The sequence below is a fragment of the Rhizobium sp. Leaf321 genome (assembly GCF_001423215.1).
Lineage (GTDB): Bacteria > Pseudomonadota > Alphaproteobacteria > Rhizobiales > Rhizobiaceae > Neorhizobium > Neorhizobium soli.
This window is the reverse complement of record NZ_LMOF01000005.1, coordinates 408,259-425,163: the sequence shown is the minus strand read 5'-3', so window position 1 is coordinate 425,163 and position 16,905 is coordinate 408,259. Positions and strand designations below refer to the sequence as shown.

Below are 16,905 nucleotides of genomic sequence, written 5' to 3'. Positions count from 1 at the left end.
GCTTTTTCATTTTCAGCAACGGGCCTTCGAACATGACCGTCATCGAAACCATAGCGAACTGGTGCTGGGCACCACCGACCAGCAGCGATACGGCCCGCCGTCTGGCGCGAGAAGCGATCGCCGATACCGTTGCCTGCCTTTACGCTGGTCGCAACGACATGAGCACCCGTGCCGTTGCCGATGCGTTCGGCCGCCAAGCAGACGGAGAGGCAGCGCTCGTCACCGGTGGGCGGCATTCGCAATCCGTCGCGGCTCTGGTCAATGGGACGGCGGCACACGCACTCGACTACGACGATAATTTTCGCCCCGGGATGAGCCACGCTTCGGCGGTCATCTTGCCGGCACTGCTGGCCGTTGCCAATCGCGCGAGTGCAAGCGGCTGCATGCTGGTGGATGCCTATCTCGTTGCCCTGCAGGCGCAGGCATTTGTGGGGAGCGGTGTTGCCGGTTCCCACTACACCGCCGGCTGGCACGGGACCTCGACCGTCGGCAGCATCGGCACGGCTGCGGGCGTTGCCACGCTGCTGGGGCTCGATGCCGCCGGTATCGCGCGCGCTCTTTCGCTCGGCGCCAGCATGGCATCTGGCACAAAGGGTCAGTTCGGCACGCCGGTCAAACCCTTCCACGCCGGCATGGCAGCCCGAAATGCCGTGGAGGCAGCTTTGCTCGCTGCGCAGGGCCTGAGCGGCCGCCTCGATATTCTCGAGGGCGAGCAGGGGTTTCTCGAAATGTTTGGTGGTATCGGTCCTCTAGGCTACGACATCAATACTATCGCTCAGACCCGAGAACACACGATCGAAACGACGGGCGTGATGCCGAAAATGCACCCATGCTGCGGTTCCACCCACATGATCGTCGATGCAGCCCTCGACCTGATGCAGATGGAGCAATTCGATATCGACGCGATCGTCTCGGCCGAATGCCATGTCGGAATCGCAAACTATCGAAACCTTGCCTATCCGGAGCCGAGGGACGAGATGCAGGCGCGGTTTTCCATGCAGTATTGCCTAACCCTTGCGCTTCGCAGGAAGACGCTTGTCCTGTCGGATTTCACGCCTGCCGCGATCGAGAGTTTTGCAAGCGATCCGCTGCTAACGAAGATCTCCATGACACATTACAGCGCTGAGGAAGAGGCTGCCGCCAAATCCAATCTGCCGCACAGGCTGACAATAACGCTTTCTGATGGAAGGATTCTGGAAACGCAACGCGCAGCGGCCCGCGGCGGCCTCGCCAATCCCTTCCAGGATGATGCGCGTCGCGCAAAGATCAGCAATTGCCTCGATGATATGGAGGATGTCGAGCTCATCCAGACCAAGCTGAACCAGTTGGACGACCAACCCGACCTGCATTTCCTGGATGTGCTTTTCGATGGCCGTGCCGCTGCTGCTTGAGGCAGTTTACGGCAGGGCAACCCGGTCGGCGAGCATGCCGACCTCTTCCGCACGGCTCCAGAACCGGCCGACGCTTTTGCATCTCAGCCGGAAGGAGCGGTAGAGCCTAATCTCCACGATCATGTCATAGGCGGAGTCGGCAGCTCTCACGAGTTGCTTGTTCTTGAGCTCGTTGACGGCAAGGCTTTCGGGTATCCACGCAACCCCGTGGCCCGCGACGGCCATTGCTTTCAGGGCAGCAGACATGGCGTTCTCGTAAACGGTGTTGAGCTGGAAAGGTGCTCTTTCAAAGATCGCTTGTGGCAGTGCCTGCGCGAAGAAGGAACTATCCCGGTAGCTGAGATAATTCACCGGCGCCCCGCCGATCGTGAGTGGGTGGATCGGCTGCCCTGCCTCGTCCGGGGCGGAAATGGCAATCACGCGTTCCGAGCCCAGCGTCAGATAGGGGTGCTCCGCGAGATCGCGGATCGCCGGCACGCTTTCATGCGCATAGGTCAGAAGGAAATCGCATTCGTTGCGGAGCAGCTTGGAGACATTTCCGGAAAATGAGGAATAGGCTTCCGAAAACCGCGTCCGGAACGGCTCCCCCAGTGCCTCGACCTTCTCCATCCAGAGCGGGAAGAATGTTAGGACCAGAGTACTCATCGTTGCGAAGGAAATTACTTCTTCAGGAGCGCTGTGAGTTCGCAGCGTATCCTCGCGCAGCGAGGAAATTGTATCGACTGCCTTGCGAGCCCGCGGCAGAAAGCTTTCGCCGGCCGGTGTAAGCCGCACCGGATAGGTCGAGCGATCGACCAGCGTCAGTCCCGCCCATTGCTCAAGCTGCATGATGCGGCGGCTGAGGGCTGACTGTGTGATATTCCTGTCTTTGGCTGCGGCCGTAAAGTTCAAGAAATGGCCGAGAGACAGGAAGTCCTCTAACCATCTGACTTCCATAGAAAACCTCTGTATTGCTTTCGAAACAAACCATTACACGGCGCCTCGCGACCGGCAAGCGGTTACATTCGGCGATCAAGGCCACCTCCGCTATCTGCTGTGTCGATCAATTGCTGACAGGTTGACAGTTGATTGAAGGTAGACGCCGTCATTCGATGTTCGATGCGATAGCGGAACTTTAAGGGCCTCTGCCCAGCTTTTTGCAGGGCGGATGATGGTCGATCCTGCGACCAGAAACAATCACCACCCTACTGGCCAGTCGAGCCGCCGCTACGCGTGTCTACCTCACCGTACCCACTGCATCCCGTCAATCTGGATGTCTTGTCCCGTGAGGAAGTTCGGCTCCGATGTCGCGAGGAAGGTGACTACGCTTGCGACATCCTGTGGGGTGCCGACGCGCTTCATAGCAATGCCGGCGGCGAGTTGGGCTTCTCGGGCGTTGATCATGGCGTTCGGCCGTTCCGTCTTGATCACACCCGGGCAGATGGCGTTGACGACGATTTCGTGGGCGAGTTCCTTGGCGAGCGCCCGGGTCATGCCGAGAATACCGGCCTTGGCCGACGTATACGCAAACTTGCTGACAGCGCTGGTGACGCCGCCGGTATGGGCGTTCATCGACGACATATTGATGATCCGGCCGCCGCCGTTGCGGCGCATAAGGGGTACGGTCGGCTGGATATAATTGAAGGCACCCTTGAGATTGATATCGATCGTCGTGTCGAACTCGTCCTCGGTGATCTCCTCGATGCCCTTCGGCATCGGCTTTCCGGCATTGTTGAACAGCACGTCGATACGGCCCCAGTGCGCATCGACTTCGGCGACGATCTCGGCGGCGCGTCGGTAGTCGCGCACGTCGGCGACGAAGGTCAGTGCCTGGCGGCCGAGATCGGCAATTTCGCCGGCGGTGCGAGCCAGATCGTCCTCGATCAGGTCGACAAGCACGATATCGAAACCGTGCTTTGCCAGATCCAGCGCGCAGGCGCGACCAATGCCGCGGCCGCCACCGGTGACGAGAGCCACTTTGCGTGTCGTTTCAGCCATCGGCATTCTCACTGGCAAAGCGGGCAATGTCGGCATGGGTGCCGAACCATACGTCGTCGTGCTGCTTGATGTGCTGGATCAGCTCTTCAAGGATGAAGATGCGCGAGCGGTAACCGGAGACATGCGGATGCATGGTCAGGAGAAACAGGCCGCCTTCCTGATAGGCACGGTCGAACTCGCGCTTGAAGATATCGAGAACGGCCGGCGGCGGCGTGTAGGGGCGGTGGGCGGTAAACCGGTTCATGTTGAAATAGACGGCGTCGTCGCGGATCCACTCGACCGGTAGCTCGACCATGCCGGTCGGTACGCCATTCTCGACCAGCTCGTAGGGATCGTCATCGGCCATCAAGGATGAATCGTAGATCAGGCCCAGTTCGCGTTCGATCTCCAGCGTCACGGCGGAAAAATCCCAGGACGGCGTGCGCATGCCGACGGCACGTATGCCGGTGATCTTTTCCAGCGTATCGGCGGCGCGCAGATGCAGTTCGCGCTCCTTGTCCGGCGGGACCTTGGTGTTCACCTCGTGGATCCAGCCATGCAGGCCGATCTCGTGTCCTTCTGCGATGACGCGTTTCTGCTCGTCCGGATGAAGGAGGGCTGCAACCGCCGGCACGAAGAATGTGGCGGGCACGTCGGCCGCCTTCAGCGTTTCCAAAATGCGCGGTACACCGCGGCGATTGCCATATTGGCCCCAGGACAGGCGACCGATGGATTCGCCGCCGTCACGCAATTCGTTGGTCTCATGGTCACTATCGAAAGAGAGTGCGACGGCGCAGCGGGCGCCATTCTTCCAGGTCTTCGGCTTCAGCGAACGGCCGGCCCGCACCTTGTCGACCTTGCCGCGCCAGGTCGCTTCGTCCCATTCCCAGGGTTCCATATCCCGTCCTCCGTTTAAGTCATTCGGCTGCCTGCGGCAGCACCGGTACGGCCGCCAGCAGTCGCTGCGTGTAGGCATGCTGCGGATCGGCATAGATGGCGACGGCTTCGCCCTCCTCGACGATCCGGCCCTGATACATGATGGCAACGCGGTCGCAGAGGTGGCGCACCACCGACAGGTCGTGGCTGATGAACACCAGCGACAGGTCGAGTTCGGCGCGAAGTCGGATCAGGAGGTTGATGATTTGCGCCTGGATCGACACGTCGAGCGAGGCGACCGGCTCGTCGCAAACGATCACATCCGGCTGCATGGCGAGCGCCCGGGCAATGGCGATGCGCTGGCGCTGGCCGCCGGAAAACTGGTGCGGAAAGCGGTTGGAAAAGCTCGGATCGAGACCGACGGCCGCCAGCCATTGTCCGACATAAACCGCCGCCTCGGCACGGCTCACCAGACGGTGGGCGAGCGGCCCCTCGGCGATGATGTCGCCGATGCGCATGCGGCCGTTGAGCGAGGCAAACGGATCCTGGAAGATCGTCTGGATGCGGGTCGTGATCTTTTTTGGCGCGCGGCCGGTGCTCATCACCGGCTTGCCGTTCAAGCGGATCGTGCCCGATGTCGGCACGGTGATGCCGGCTGCCATACGACCGAGTGTCGATTTACCGGATCCGGATTCGCCGACGAGGCCCAGAACTTCGCCACGCTTGACCGTCAGCGAGACACCGGCGACGGCGTGGACGACATTGAGCGGCTGTGACAGACCGGACTTGATCGCGAGGTTCCTGAACAACCCGGCCGGCTTTTCGAAGCGTTTCACGACATCGTCGATGACCAGATAGGGACTTCCGAGGGGCGGCAGGTTGGCGGTTGCCGATTTGCGCGGCGGTGGTGCCGCGTCTGCGATACCGCTGCCGCGCAACAGAAGTTCGCCGGGTTTGGCGCGCGAGGGCAGGGCATCGAGCAGTGCGCGCGTATAGTCGTGCTGCGGTTTCGTCAGCACGCCGAGTGCCGGGCCGATCTCGACGATGTTGCCGGATTTCATGACCGCGACGCGGTCGGCGATCGAGGAGACGATGGCAAGGTCGTGGCTGATCCAGATCAGCGCCGTGCCGAGCTCGGAGACAAGCTCCTTCATCTCGGCGAGGATTTCCGCCTGGATCGATACGTCGAGCGCGGTCGTCGGCTCGTCGCAGATGATCAGTTTTGGCCGGTGCAGAAGCGCTATCGCAATCGCCACGCGCTGGCGCATGCCGCCGGAAAACTGGTGGGGAAAGAAATCAACCTTGCGTTCCGGATCGCTGATGCGGACTTGGGCCAGCGCCTTGATGGCGCGCTCGCGGGCATCGGCACTGCTGATCTTTTCGTGGGCTTCCAGCGCTAGCTTGATCTGCGTGCCGATGCTCAGAACCGGGTTCAGCGTCATCATCGGGTCCTGGAAGACCATCGAAATGGTCTTGCCGCGGATGGCGCGCAACTCGTGGGACGGCAGGCCTACCAGTTCGCGACCTTCGAGCTTGATCGATCCCTCGACAATGCGGCCGGGTTCGTCGATCAGGCCGATTATGGAAAAGCCGGTGATCGACTTGCCGGAACCGGATTCACCGACGAGACCCAGCACCTCTCCCGGCGCGATCGAGAAGGAGACGCCGTCGACGGCTTTGACTTCGCTGCGCCCGCTTGGGAACCAGGTCTTGAGATTGGTGACTTCGAGAAGCGGCGTCGCCGGTGTTGTCACTGTATCGGTCATCGGCGGAGCCTCGGGTTGAGCTGGTCGCGGATCTGGTCGCCGACGAGATTGAGTGAGACGATGAAGATGATCAGTGCCAGGCCGGGGTAGATCGAGATCCAGTAGCGACCAGAGAGCAGATACTGGAAACCGTTGGCAATCAGCATGCCGAGCGACGGTTCGGTCGGCGGCAGGCCGACGCCCAGGAACGACAGCGTCGCTTCAAGCGAAATCGCGCTGGCGATCTGCACGGTGGCGACCACGATTAGTGGTGGCAGCGAGTTGGGCAGGATATGCCGCAGCACCACGCGCCAGGGCGACAGCGGGATGGAGAGCGCTGCCTCGACATAATCCTTCTGCCGTTCGGCCGCCGCCGCACCATGGGCGGTCCGGGCAAAATAGGCGTATTGGGCAAAGATCAGCGCGAGGATCAGCTGGTAGCGACCCTGGCCGAGAATGGCGGCGATGACGAAGGCGAGCAGAATGGCCGGGAACGACAGCTGCAGGTCGACGATGCGCATGACAAGGCTTTCGAAGCGACCGCCGATATAGGCGGCGGCACAGCCGACCACGGCACCGATGACGAACGCGGTGCCGCTGGCGATGATGCCCATCTGCAGCGAGATCCGCAGTCCGTAGATGATGGCGGACAGAAGGTCGCGGCCTTGCGAGTCCGTTCCAAGCCAGTGGGTGTAGCCGCCGGTCCCGACATAGCCCGGCGGGCGCCGTGCGTCTCGCAGCACCAGATGCGCGAGGTCGTAAGGATCCTGAGGCGTCACCAGCGGCGCAATCAGGGCGATGAACACGATGACGAACACGAAGACCGCAGCGCCCGTGGCAACCTTGTTGCGGCGGAATTCATTTAGAAAACGGGAGAGTGGAGTGTCGCGCATCAGGCACGCCCCTTTCTCAGACGCGGATCGAGCAGCGCATAGGTAAGATCGACCACGAAATTGATGACGATGAACAGGAGGGCGACAAACATCAGGTAGGCGACCATGACCGGTCGATCGAGCGAGGTGATGCTGTCGATGATCAGCTTGCCGAGGCCCGGCCAGGAAAAGATCGTTTCGGTGACGACGGCAAAGGCGAGCGTCGAGCCGAGTTCGAGGCCGAACACGGTGACCAGCGGAATGGAGATCAGCCGCAGCACATGGCGGCTCAGCACCGTGAACTCCGAAAGCCCGGCAGCGCGGGCGAATTTCACCGTGTCGCTCAGCATCAGTTCGCGAGTGCCGGCGCGGGCAAGACGGATCATCAGCGAGAACTTGAACAGTGAGAGGTTCAACGCCGGCAGGATCATGTGGGAAAGGCCATCACCGGTCAGGAAACTGAAGTCGACGCCGAACAGGCTGGCGGTCTCGCCGCGTCCGCCGGCCGGCATGCAGCCGCATTGCACGGCAAACACCATGATCAGCATCAGGCCGAACCAGAAGGTGGGGACGGAAAAGCCGAGGATGGAAAGTGCCATGATGGCACGCGAGATCGGGTTGTGCGGCTTGTAGCCGGCATACATGCCGATCGGAATGCCGACGAGGCTGGCAAACAGCACGGCGGCCAGCGTCAGTTCGAGCGTTGCAGGCAGCCGGGTCAAGATCAGTTCGCTGACCGGCATGTTGTAGACAAAGGAGCGGCCGAAATCGCCGTGCAGGATACGCCCGACAAAGGTGAAATACTGCTGCCACAGCGGCTGGTCGAGACCGTATTGCGCGATGACGGCGGCGCGGATGTCTTGCGTTGCGTCCGGCGAGATCAGCACGTCGATCGGGTTGCCCACGGCATAGACGCCGCAGAATACCAGTGCCGACATGGCAAGGACCACGATCAGCGCCTGCCAAAGCCTTTGCAGGATGAATCCAAACATTCGTTCCCTGTTCTCCCGTCTCGTGCGGGGTTCGAAAATGTAACGCGGGTCAAGCGGTGGTCAGTGCCAGTCGCCTTCCAGTAGTGCGCGGGTCTCGGAAACGGCGACCTCCCAGATCGCTGCCATGTCTTCATCGGGGCGTTGGTAGAGACCGTGATAATTGCCGTCACCGAGCAGTTCGCGCTTCTGCGCAGCGCCGACGCGGGCAAGCGCCGCGTAGTCGATCTGTGGCTTGGCAGTCGTCGGCTGACGCGCGTCGGTGGTGCGCGTCCAGGGGAAATTCTCCATCCAAGACGCGTGCGATGCGGCGGGATCGGTCTGCTGCACCTTGGCCAGCGTCTGCGGCGCCCGCCACCAGTCGTGGAACTTCACCGACGCGTCGGGGTGAGCATTCAGCCATTCGGAAATCACCACCGTCGCCGGCGTGTTGCCGCCATGCCCGTTGACGATCAGGATCCGCCGGAAACCGGAGCGGTAAATGCTGTCGAGCAGATCCTCGATGACGCCAATATAGGTGGCGAGCGACAGCGTCAGCGTTCCCGGAAACGTTGCGAACGAGGAGGCAAGGCCATAAGGCACGACCGGAAAGACCGGGATGCCGAGCGGCTCGGCGGCATCGACCGAGACCTTTTCAGCCAAGATCATATCGGTCGCGAGACTGAGATAGGCATGCTGTTCGACGCTGCCGATCGGTAAAATGCAGCGATCGTCCTCTGCGACGCGCTCTTCGACTTGCATCCAGTTCATGTCGGCAATCTTCAATTCGCTACCCTCGTTCTCAATCTTCTTGCAACTGCGCAAAGAACGTTCTGTTTTTCGCATGGCCGCACAATATTTGTGCTTTCCGATGCTTTGTGTCGCCTGAAGCAAAGTTCCATACGGGACTAAAAAAAGAAATTGACAGCCATTTAAACGATCGTCAAGTTCCATACGGGACTAAACCTCACGAAGCTCGAAAGCGACCGAAGAGTGCGACAGACGCGTGGACCGACACTGGAGACTCTGCTGCGAGAGGGCGGAAAAGCCGCCGCCGGCACGCATGGCGTCGAGGATCTGGTGTCCGTGAAACTCTGGCGGAACCCGTGCTGGCTGTCCTTCCGGTTCAACTTTCTGGCGCTGCAGTTCAACGAGCCGATCTACCGACTGATCGAAAAGGAACACGGCCTGGCGCGGCCGGAATTCGTCGTCATCTATTCGCTCGGCCTGTCCGACGGACTGACGGCGAGCGCGATCTGCAATTCCTCGGGCTTTCCGAAGAACACGATCAGCCGGGCGATCCAGAAGCTGATCGACAAGAACATCGTCCGTCGCGAAATCGACCAGGCGGACCTGAGAAGTTTTGTCCTCTACATCACCGAGGAGGGCAGACGCATCGTCGATCAGGCCATGCAGCCGATGGTGGAGCGCGAGAAGGCTATGATCTCGTCGCTGACGCCGGCCGAACAGCTGATGTTGTCGGAACTGCTTGCCAAGGTCGTCGTCGATTCACCGAACTGGCCACCAATGACAACAATAGAGGAGAACGAAGAATGACGGCTTCCAAGACATTCCGCACCATCGTGCTCGCCGCCGCCCTGCTCGGCGGTGTTTCGGGCGCAGCCCTTGCCGCCGACCTCACCATCGGCGTGCGCGCCGGTCCGCTGTCGATCGATCCCGATTTCACCGCTGCCGGCACCCATGCCGAGGCGATGAAGCACATCTACGACTCGCTGATCAAGTCGGGCAACAATCTGGAACTCGAGCCGGGCCTTGCCACCAGCTGGACCGCGATCGACGACACGACCTGGGAATTCAAGCTGCGCCCGAACGTCAAATTCCATGACGGTTCGGACTTCACCGCCGAGGACGTCAAATTCTCGATCGAGCGTATTCCGAAAGTCGCCGGCCCGAACCCGACAACCATCTACGTCCGCCGCGTCAAGGGCGTCGAAATCGTCGATCCGCTGACGATCCGCGTCAAGACCGACGGACCGGCGCCAACCCTGCCCAACGATTTCATTCGTCTGTTCGTGGTGTCCCATATCGCTGCCAAGGATTATTCCGACAGCGCGGAAAAGGCCTCGCAAGGTTTCAATTCCGGCAAGGCCGCGATCGGGACCGGTCCTTACAAGTTCGTGTCCTGGACGCCGAAGGAGCAGCTGGTTCTTCAGAGCTTCGACGGTTACTGGGGCGGCAAGGAGCCGTGGGACAAGGTGATCCGTAAGGAGCTTCCCAACGACGCCGCCCGCGTTGCGCAGCTGAAGGCCGGCCAGGTCGATCTGATCGCCCGTATTCCCGCATCCGACGTGCCGACGCTGGAAACGGATTCGAAGCTGACGATCGTTCGCCAGGACAGCGTCTACCTGTTCAACATGGCTTTCGACTTCCGCGAAAAGTCGCCGCAGGTGAGCGCCAAGAACGGCTCGCCGCTGCCGAAAAACCCCTTCATCGATCCCCGAGTGCGTGAAGCCTTCGATCTTGCGATCGATCGCGAAACCATCACCGAGATCGCCATGGAAGGCATGGGCACCGTCCAGTCGCAGCTCGTGACACCGAACATCTTCGGCTACAATCCGGATGTGAAGCCGGCACCTTCCGATGTCGAGAAGGCAAAGAAGCTGCTTGCCGACGCCGGTTATCCCGATGGTTTCAAGGTGACGTTCTCCTTCACCAACGACCGCCTGCCGGGAGACAAGGACACCGGCACGACGATCGCCCAGATGCTGACCGCGATCGGTATCCAGGTGGAAGCCAACGCACAGCCCGGCGCCGTCTATTTCCCGGCCAACACGCGCGGCGATTATTCGCTGACCATGTCCGGCTGGGGCACGCTGACCGGTGAGGCGAACTACACGCTCTCATCGCTGGTTCACACCAACGATCCGACCAAGAAGCTCGGCGCCTTCAACATCCGCGGTTACTCCAACCCCGAAATGGACAAGCTGATCGAGGCGGCCGGTGTCGAGATGGATGCGGGCAAGCGCGAACAGTACCTGAAGGACGCCAACGCGCTGGTTGCTTCCGATCGCCCAAATCTTTCGATCGCTTCGATCGTATCCGCCTGGGGCATGAAAAAGACCATCACCATCGTGCCGCGTTCGGACGAAGACACACTGGCCATGAACATCAGGCCTGCGAAATAGCCTCCACGCCAACCGGAGGTAAACTTGGCCGGGCAGTTCTGCTGCCCGGCTTTTTTATTCATGGGAAGGAGAAGATCATGGGCAAGATTGCACTGGCGATCCATGGCGGCTGCGGCGTGATGGTAAAGCTCGGCCTCAGTGAGGCGGAATGGGAAGCGGCGCGCGTCGATCTCGGTCATGCGTTGAAGGCCGGATGGGCGGTGCTGAGCACCGGCGGCTCGGCGCTTGACGCCGTACAGGCATCGGTTGTGGTGCTGGAAGACAGCCCCCATTTCAATGCCGGCTATGGCGCAGCGCTCAATGCTGCCGGCGAGCACGAACTCGACGCCTCGATCATGGATGGCGCGACGCTCGAAGCAGGCGCCGTGACGCTGGTGCGGCGCATCCGCAATCCCGTCAAGGCGGCGCGGCGGGTAATGGAAAAGGGCGAAGCCGTGCTGATGGGCGGCCACGCGGCCGACGAGTTCGCGAAGGTCGAGGGGCTGGACGTCGTTGAACCCAATTATTTCACCACCGAGAAACGCGTGAAAGCGCTGGCTGCGATGAAGGCGCATGCGGCGGCCGGCACCGCTGCAGCGGCGAGCGAATCCGAAAAGCACGGCACGGTGGGTGCCGTCGCGCTCGACAGTGCCGGACATCTGGCGGCCGCAACCTCCACCGGCGGCTATAACAACAAACCGGTCGGTCGCATCGGCGATACCCCGATCGTCGGCGCCGGCACCTATGCCCGTGACGGTCTCTGCGCGGTGTCGGGCACCGGCAAGGGAGAGTTTTTCATCCGCTATGCCGTCGGCCATGAAGTCGCAAGCCGCATCGGCTATCTCGGCGAAACGGTGGGGCAGGCGGCGTCGAAGGTGATCATGGAAGACTTGAAGCCGCATGATATCGGCGCCGGACTTGTGGCGGTCGGAGCGGACGGATCGATCGCCGCACCTTACAACACCGACGGCATGTTTCGCGGCTGGGTCACGCCGGACGGCGAATTCTTCGTTGCCACCCACGACGTGGTGTTCAGGATGGATTGACGCGACCCGAAGGCTGCGGAGGCCGCTGCAAGGCGGCCTCGCGGCGCTTAGATTGCGCTTGCGATCTTGTCGGCGATGTAAAGTTCGCGCAGCTTGAGAGTCAGAGGCCCCGGTTTGCCGTCGCCGACGGGTTTACCGTCAATACGCGTGACGGGCATGACGAAGTTCGTGGCCGAGGTGATGAAGGCTTCCGCGGCATTCATCGCTTCATCGGGTGTAAAGGCGCGTTCCTCGTAGCCAATGCCGGCCTTTTCCGCGAGATCAAGCACGCTTGCGCGCGTAATGCCGTGCAGGATGGCGTTCGACAGCGGGCGGGTGATCAGCCTGCCACTCTTGTCGATGATATGGGCGGTTGCCGAGCTTGCCTCCGTGACGAAGCCGTCCTCCACCAGCCAGGCGTCATCAGCGCCTTTCTCCATCGCCTGCATCTTGGCCATCGAGGGATAGAGCAGCTGCACGGTCTTGATGTCGCGGCGCTCCCAGCGCCAGTCGGGCATCAAAGCAACGGACAGGCCGGTGGCGAGCTTGGGGTTTTCGATCACCGACTTCGCCTGGGTAAAGAGAACCAGAGTCGGCGTCGGCGCCTTCGGAAAGGCGAAGTCGCGATCGGCGGGGCCGCGCGACAGCTGGAGGTAGATCAAGCCTTCCTTGAGTTCATTGCCGCGGATGATCTCGCGATGAACCTCCAGAAGTTCGCTGGCCGAAATCGGCAGGTCCAGGCCCAGCTCCGCTATCGAGCGCTTCAGACGGGCGGCGTGGCCGTCATATTCAAGAAGCTTGCCATCGATGACGCCGGTCACTTCGTAGATGGCATCCGCGAACAGAAACCCGCGGTCGAACACCGAGACCTTCGCTTCGGCTTCGGGCAGCCATTCGCCATTCAAATAAACGATACGGGACAAGACAATCTCCTTCAGTATGTCGGGAATTCAAAACACATCGCCGGCGGCTCGCTTCAGTTCGGCGATGAACCCGTGCAGCAGGCGCGAGCGCGGTATGCCTTTGCGGGTAATCAGGACGGCCGCGACTTCGCGGGGCGGCTGGAAGGGCAGTTGCACCAACCCCTGCAATGACTGGTAGGCGGCGCTATAGGGATCGACGACAGCTGCCCCGACGCCAGCTCCGGCCAGAACCGCAGCCGTTGCGCAATAGCGCACCTCGACCCGCGGCTCGTAGTCGATGCCCTCGCGATCGAAGGCATCGCGCAGCATCTGGCCCATGCGCGATTCCGCTTCGAGGCCGATAAAACCGTGTTCGGACAAATCACTGACCGTCACCTCCTGCCGACTAGCGACCGGGTGGTCCTTCGGCACGAGCGCGACCATATGGGTGCGCGACAGGATCTCTACGTTCACAGACGGATGCCGTTCCAGCGCGATCGCAAGACCGACGTCGGCGGCCCCGCTCTGCACAGCTTCGATGACGTGTTCGAGCCGGCGGACATCGTAAGCGACGGACACATCCGGACGATCTTTCAGGAACCGTGCGAGCGCCACCGGTGCGACCGTATTACCAAGCGGCGGCGTCGACATGACACGCAGCCGTCCCGATGTGCCATGCCGGATCGAGCGGGCGCGGGCGGAAAAGCTGCGCAGCATGCTGAAGACAGGCCGCACCTCTTCAAACAGAAGCGTGGCTTCTTCGGTTGGCTCAAGCCGCCGGTGCAGGCGCTCAAACAGCGTTATACCGAGCTGGTTTTCCAGCTGGCGGATGCCGTTCGAAACGGCGGGCTGGGAAATGCCCAACTGCTCGGCGGCCTCGACGGTCGTTTCGCAGCGCATCATGGCCCCGAAGATCTCGAGGAGGCGCAGGGAGATATCCGGTTTCTGCTCGATTTCGGTCATGGCGTTCAGGTGAGAACTGCGCCAAGCGCCATCGCGACGGCGGCCTGGGTCGGGTCGATCACGCGGATGCCGAGCTCCTCTTCCAGTCTGCGGCGATGGCCGGACATGCCGGCACAGCCCAGCACGATCGCGCCGGCGCCCATCTGGCGCAATTTCAGCCCGGCCTTCACGAGTGCCGCGTAGCTTTCCTCCCCATGGCCGCTATCGGCGACGCTGATCGCGCCTTCAAGCGCGACCTCGCCGGCAAGCCTGCCATCGACGCCGAGGCGGCGAAGGTTGCGCATGTGACGGGGGATCGAACCTTCGGCGACTGCGATGACGCCGAAGAGATCCGCAAGCGCCAGCGCGCTCAGCACGCCCGCATCCTGGATGCCGTAGACCGGCTTTTTGGTGATCGACCGGGCAAGGTCCAGCCCGGGCTGCGAATAGCAGGCGAGCACATAGGCTGATGCATCCGGTCGGGTTTCTATCAGGTCGGCGGTGCGCAGTGACGCTTCATCCACATGGCGCTGGCTGACGACGCCGGGCGGACCCTCATCGATCGTGACGCATTCGATGACGGGACCACCCGGAAACTGCACCGGGGAGAGCGCCACGCGCAGGCCTTCGGTGACGCTTTCCGAACTGTTCGGGTTGATGACGAGGATCGGGCCGACTTTTCTCATGGGGCGATCTCCACGCCGAAGTTCTGCGCCGGATCGAATTCCTTGGCGCGGTAGCCGGGCTTGCCCGTCAGGTCGACAGGGCTGCGGGCAATGAAACGGCCACGACCACGGTCCGCCTTCAACTCGCCGTTCTCGACGATGACATCACCGCGGTTCATGGTGAGGACTGGCCAGCCTTCGATCTCCATGCCCTTAAACGGTGTGTAGTCCATATTGTCGTGCTGATCGGCAAGCGTTGCCTTGCGGCGGGCTTCCGGGTCCCAGATGCAGATATCGGCTTCGTAGCCGGGTGCGATCGATCCCTTTTTAGCCATACCGAATGTCTTGGCCGCATTGGTGCTTGAGAGTGCAACGAACTGCTGCAGCGTGATGCGGCCTTTAGCGACGCCCTCCGAAAACAGATAGGGCAGGCGCATGGCGATGCCGGGCATGCCGTTGGAGATCTTCGGGTAGTGCGCATCGGCACCATTGGCAAATTTTCCGCTGGCATCGAAACGGTAGGGCGCGTGGTCGGAGGAGACGCTTTCGAACGTGCCTGACTGCACATGTCGCCAGAGCGCTTCCTGCGTTGCCGCGTCGCGGAGCGGTGGAGAGCAGATGAATTTCGCCCCTTCCATGCCGGGCCGATCGAGATCATCACGGGTCAGCGCCAGATATTGCGGGCATGTTTCGGCAAACAGTTTCGTGCCGGCGAGCTTTTCGCGCTGGACGATGGCAGCGCCGCCAGCCGTTGAGACGTGGACGATGAAGAGTGCTGCATCTACCAGCTTTGCCAGCGAGACGGCCCGGTTGATCGCTTCTTCCTCCGCAAGCTCCGGACGGCTGATCGCGTGGTATTTTGGCGCGGTCAGCCCGGCCGCCGCGAGCCGCTTGTTCATCCACTTCACCATGTCGTTGTTTTCGGCATGGACCATGGTGAGCGCCCCATGGGTTTTGGCAATCGTCAGGATATCGAGCATGCCGCCGTCGCCGATATTCATCAGGTCGTAGGTCATGAAGACCTTGAACGACGTGATGCCCCGCGCAAATACGCCCGGTAGCTCTGCAAGGACATCAGCCGAAGGGTCGGAAATGATCAGATGATAGGAATAGTCGAGCACCGAGTGCGGCGCGGCGCGGCCGTCATAGGTGGCGATGACTTCGGCAATCGACTGGCCGCGATGCTGAGCCGCGAACGGGATGAATGAGGAATTGCCACCGAAGGCGGCGGAGACCGAGCCCGAATAGTAGTCGTCGGCGGTCATCACGCCCGCGGAGCTTTCCTGGGCGATATGGGCATGCGCCTCGATGCCGCCGGGAACGACCAGCTTGCCGCCGGCATCGATCCGGCGGCTTCCTCCAGCGATCTTCTCGCCGATCGCCGCAATTCGACCGTCGGTAATGCCGATATCGCCATCGAATATGTCGGATGCGGTGACGATGCGACCGCCATGGATGACCGTATCAAACGCTGTCATGTCGGTCTTTCCTTACACTTCGATGATCACGCCGGTCTGGCTCGTCAAACGACCGTAGTGCTCGATACGACGATGACGCTCGAAATCAAAGATCGTCTTCTTGCCAAAGTCGCATTTGGAGAAATCGCATTCGGCGATGATGAGCTCGTCTTCCTCGGTGACGGCGCGGGCAAGAACGAAGCCGTCAGGGTCGACGATGATCGAGCCGCCCATCAGCGGGTGACCGTCCTCGTTGCCCGCCTTGGCGACGCCGACGACATAGGTCGAGTTCTGGTAGGCGCCGGACTGCATGGAAAGGTCGGAATGGAAAAGCCGCTTCTCCAAACCTTCGGCGCTCATCTGGCTGTTCACCGACGGCGTGTTGTAGCCGATCGTCACCAGCTCGACGCCCTGCAGACCAAGGCAACGGAAGGTTTCCGGCCAGCGGCGGTCGTTGCAGATCGCCATGCCCATGATGACGCCTTCGTTGCGCCAGACGTTGAAGCCGAGATCACCGGGTTCGAAGTAGCGCTTCTCGAGATGCTGGAAGGCGCGCTCGGTATCGTATTCGGAATGACCGGGAAGATGCACCTTGCGATACTTGCCGACGATATTGGCTTGCCGGTCGGTAACAACAGAGGTGTTGTAATAGTGTCCGTCCGGCGTCTTCTCGCCGTAGCCGAAGGTGATCGCGATGTTGAGCTCGCGGGCGCGATCGAACAGCGGCTGCGTGGCGGCGTTCGGCATTTCCGTCTCGAACCAGAAATCGATTTCGGCCTGGTCTTCCATGTACCAGCGGGGAAAGAAGGTCGTGAGCGCCAGCTCCGGGTAGACGACCATGTCTGCGCCCTTGGATGCGGCTTCATCGAGAAGCGCAATCATGCGGATGACGACGCTTTCGCGGCTGTCGTCTTTCTGGATGGCGCCGAGCTGGGCACCTGCGATCTTCATGATGGTCATCGGAGTTTCCTTTCGAAAGCG

The 16,905-nt window shown here is 61.4% G+C and carries 16 protein-coding genes; 4 read left to right on the top strand and 12 right to left on the bottom strand.

The features are described from left to right. Positions 1-32 precede the first annotated feature (32 nt). Positions 33-1,391: an MmgE/PrpD family protein gene (locus ASF70_RS05620; RefSeq protein ID WP_062578124.1), complete on the top strand. Its 1,359-nt coding sequence runs from the start codon at positions 33-35 to the stop codon at positions 1,389-1,391. 6 nt (positions 1,392-1,397) lie between these two features. Here ASF70_RS05620 and ASF70_RS05615 read toward each other — a convergent pair whose 3' ends face one another. The 7 genes from ASF70_RS05615 to ASF70_RS05585 all read right to left on the bottom strand — a co-directional run bounded on the left by ASF70_RS05615 (position 1,398) and on the right by ASF70_RS05585 (position 8,762). Further along, positions 1,398-2,327 carry a LysR family transcriptional regulator gene (locus ASF70_RS05615; RefSeq protein WP_062578122.1) on the bottom strand — a complete coding sequence of 310 codons (930 nt, stop codon included), beginning with the start codon at positions 2,325-2,327 and terminating at the stop codon, positions 1,398-1,400. 285 nt (positions 2,328-2,612) lie between these two features. Beyond that, positions 2,613-3,368 (bottom strand): SDR family NAD(P)-dependent oxidoreductase, encoded by a 756-nt coding sequence (locus ASF70_RS05610; protein ID WP_062578119.1) that lies wholly within the window; start codon positions 3,366-3,368, stop codon positions 2,613-2,615. After that, entirely contained in the window at positions 3,361-4,245 is an 885-nt protein-coding gene (locus ASF70_RS05605; RefSeq protein WP_062578117.1) for a polysaccharide deacetylase, read from the bottom strand. Before ASF70_RS05605 ends, ASF70_RS05610 begins: the two co-directional genes overlap by 8 nt. A gap of 19 nt (positions 4,246-4,264) precedes the next feature. Further along, on the bottom strand, positions 4,265-5,989 hold the full coding sequence (locus tag ASF70_RS05600; RefSeq protein WP_062578114.1) for an ABC transporter ATP-binding protein: 1,725 nt from the start codon (positions 5,987-5,989) through the stop codon (positions 4,265-4,267). Then, positions 5,986-6,861: an ABC transporter permease gene (locus ASF70_RS05595; protein ID WP_062459221.1), complete on the bottom strand. Its 876-nt coding sequence runs from the start codon at positions 6,859-6,861 to the stop codon at positions 5,986-5,988. Before ASF70_RS05595 ends, ASF70_RS05600 begins: the two co-directional genes overlap by 4 nt. Continuing rightward, entirely contained in the window at positions 6,861-7,832 is a 972-nt protein-coding gene (locus ASF70_RS05590; protein ID WP_062578112.1) for an ABC transporter permease, read from the bottom strand. The genes ASF70_RS05595 and ASF70_RS05590 overlap by 1 nt, the downstream gene beginning before the upstream one ends. 60 nt (positions 7,833-7,892) lie before the next feature. Continuing rightward, positions 7,893-8,762: a creatininase family protein gene (locus ASF70_RS05585; RefSeq protein WP_348270988.1), complete on the bottom strand. Its 870-nt coding sequence runs from the start codon at positions 8,760-8,762 to the stop codon at positions 7,893-7,895. Positions 8,763-8,801: 39 nt separating this feature from the next. Here ASF70_RS05585 and ASF70_RS05580 point away from each other — a divergent pair, with 39 nt between their 5' ends. From ASF70_RS05580 to ASF70_RS05570, 3 genes are all read left to right on the top strand, one after another. Further along, complete coding sequence (locus tag ASF70_RS05580) at positions 8,802-9,365, top strand: MarR family transcriptional regulator (RefSeq protein WP_082471785.1); 564 nt, start codon at positions 8,802-8,804, stop codon at positions 9,363-9,365. Continuing rightward, positions 9,362-10,954, top strand: a complete 1,593-nt coding sequence (locus tag ASF70_RS05575; protein ID WP_062578108.1) for an ABC transporter substrate-binding protein — start codon at positions 9,362-9,364, stop codon at positions 10,952-10,954. The genes ASF70_RS05580 and ASF70_RS05575 overlap by 4 nt, the downstream gene beginning before the upstream one ends. Positions 10,955-11,031: 77 nt before the next feature. Continuing rightward, entirely contained in the window at positions 11,032-11,979 is a 948-nt protein-coding gene (locus ASF70_RS05570; RefSeq protein WP_062578106.1) for an isoaspartyl peptidase/L-asparaginase, read from the top strand. A gap of 47 nt (positions 11,980-12,026) precedes the next feature. On the opposite strand, the gene ASF70_RS05565 is transcribed toward ASF70_RS05570, so the two are convergent. The 5 genes from ASF70_RS05565 to ASF70_RS05545 are packed head-to-tail and all read right to left on the bottom strand — an operon-like array spanning position 12,027 to position 16,884. Continuing rightward, a complete protein-coding gene (locus tag ASF70_RS05565; RefSeq protein WP_062578104.1) occupies positions 12,027-12,881 on the bottom strand; it encodes a D-amino-acid transaminase in 855 nt (284 codons plus the stop codon). Positions 12,882-12,908: 27 nt separating this feature from the next. Beyond that, positions 12,909-13,823, bottom strand: coding sequence for a LysR family transcriptional regulator (locus ASF70_RS05560; protein ID WP_062578102.1), 915 nt, complete (start codon positions 13,821-13,823; stop codon positions 12,909-12,911). A gap of 5 nt (positions 13,824-13,828) precedes the next feature. After that, the gene (locus ASF70_RS05555; protein WP_062578100.1) at positions 13,829-14,488 is read right to left on the bottom strand and encodes an aspartate/glutamate racemase family protein; all 660 of its coding nucleotides are present in this window, start codon (positions 14,486-14,488) and stop codon (positions 13,829-13,831) included. Then, positions 14,485-15,945: a dihydropyrimidinase gene (hydA, locus tag ASF70_RS05550; protein WP_062578098.1), complete on the bottom strand. Its 1,461-nt coding sequence runs from the start codon at positions 15,943-15,945 to the stop codon at positions 14,485-14,487. Before hydA ends, ASF70_RS05555 begins: the two co-directional genes overlap by 4 nt. 12 nt (positions 15,946-15,957) lie before the next feature. Further along, positions 15,958-16,884 (bottom strand): N-carbamoyl-D-amino-acid hydrolase, encoded by a 927-nt coding sequence (locus ASF70_RS05545; RefSeq protein ID WP_062459527.1) that lies wholly within the window; start codon positions 16,882-16,884, stop codon positions 15,958-15,960. Positions 16,885-16,905 lie beyond the last annotated feature (21 nt).

Coding starts and splice junctions, on each gene's coding strand:
- ASF70_RS05610 (WP_062578119.1), bottom strand. CDS start 3,368: ATGGCTGAAACGACACGCAAAGTGGCTCTCGTCACCGGTGGCGGCCGC.
- ASF70_RS05575 (WP_062578108.1), top strand. CDS start 9,362: ATGACGGCTTCCAAGACATTCCGCACCATCGTGCTCGCCGCCGCCCTG.
- ASF70_RS05585 (WP_348270988.1), bottom strand. CDS start 8,762: ATGGAACTTGACGATCGTTTAAATGGCTGTCAATTTCTTTTTTTAGTC.
- ASF70_RS05570 (WP_062578106.1), top strand. CDS start 11,032: ATGGGCAAGATTGCACTGGCGATCCATGGCGGCTGCGGCGTGATGGTA.
- ASF70_RS05545 (WP_062459527.1), bottom strand. CDS start 16,884: ATGACCATCATGAAGATCGCAGGTGCCCAGCTCGGCGCCATCCAGAAA.
- ASF70_RS05560 (WP_062578102.1), bottom strand. CDS start 13,823: ATGACCGAAATCGAGCAGAAACCGGATATCTCCCTGCGCCTCCTCGAG.
- ASF70_RS05605 (WP_062578117.1), bottom strand. CDS start 4,245: ATGGAACCCTGGGAATGGGACGAAGCGACCTGGCGCGGCAAGGTCGAC.
- ASF70_RS05595 (WP_062459221.1), bottom strand. CDS start 6,861: ATGCGCGACACTCCACTCTCCCGTTTTCTAAATGAATTCCGCCGCAAC.
- ASF70_RS05620 (WP_062578124.1), top strand. CDS start 33: ATGACCGTCATCGAAACCATAGCGAACTGGTGCTGGGCACCACCGACC.
- ASF70_RS05590 (WP_062578112.1), bottom strand. CDS start 7,832: ATGTTTGGATTCATCCTGCAAAGGCTTTGGCAGGCGCTGATCGTGGTC.
- hydA (WP_062578098.1), bottom strand. CDS start 15,945: ATGACAGCGTTTGATACGGTCATCCATGGCGGTCGCATCGTCACCGCA.
- ASF70_RS05600 (WP_062578114.1), bottom strand. CDS start 5,989: ATGACCGATACAGTGACAACACCGGCGACGCCGCTTCTCGAAGTCACC.
- ASF70_RS05555 (WP_062578100.1), bottom strand. CDS start 14,488: ATGAGAAAAGTCGGCCCGATCCTCGTCATCAACCCGAACAGTTCGGAA.
- ASF70_RS05615 (WP_062578122.1), bottom strand. CDS start 2,327: ATGGAAGTCAGATGGTTAGAGGACTTCCTGTCTCTCGGCCATTTCTTG.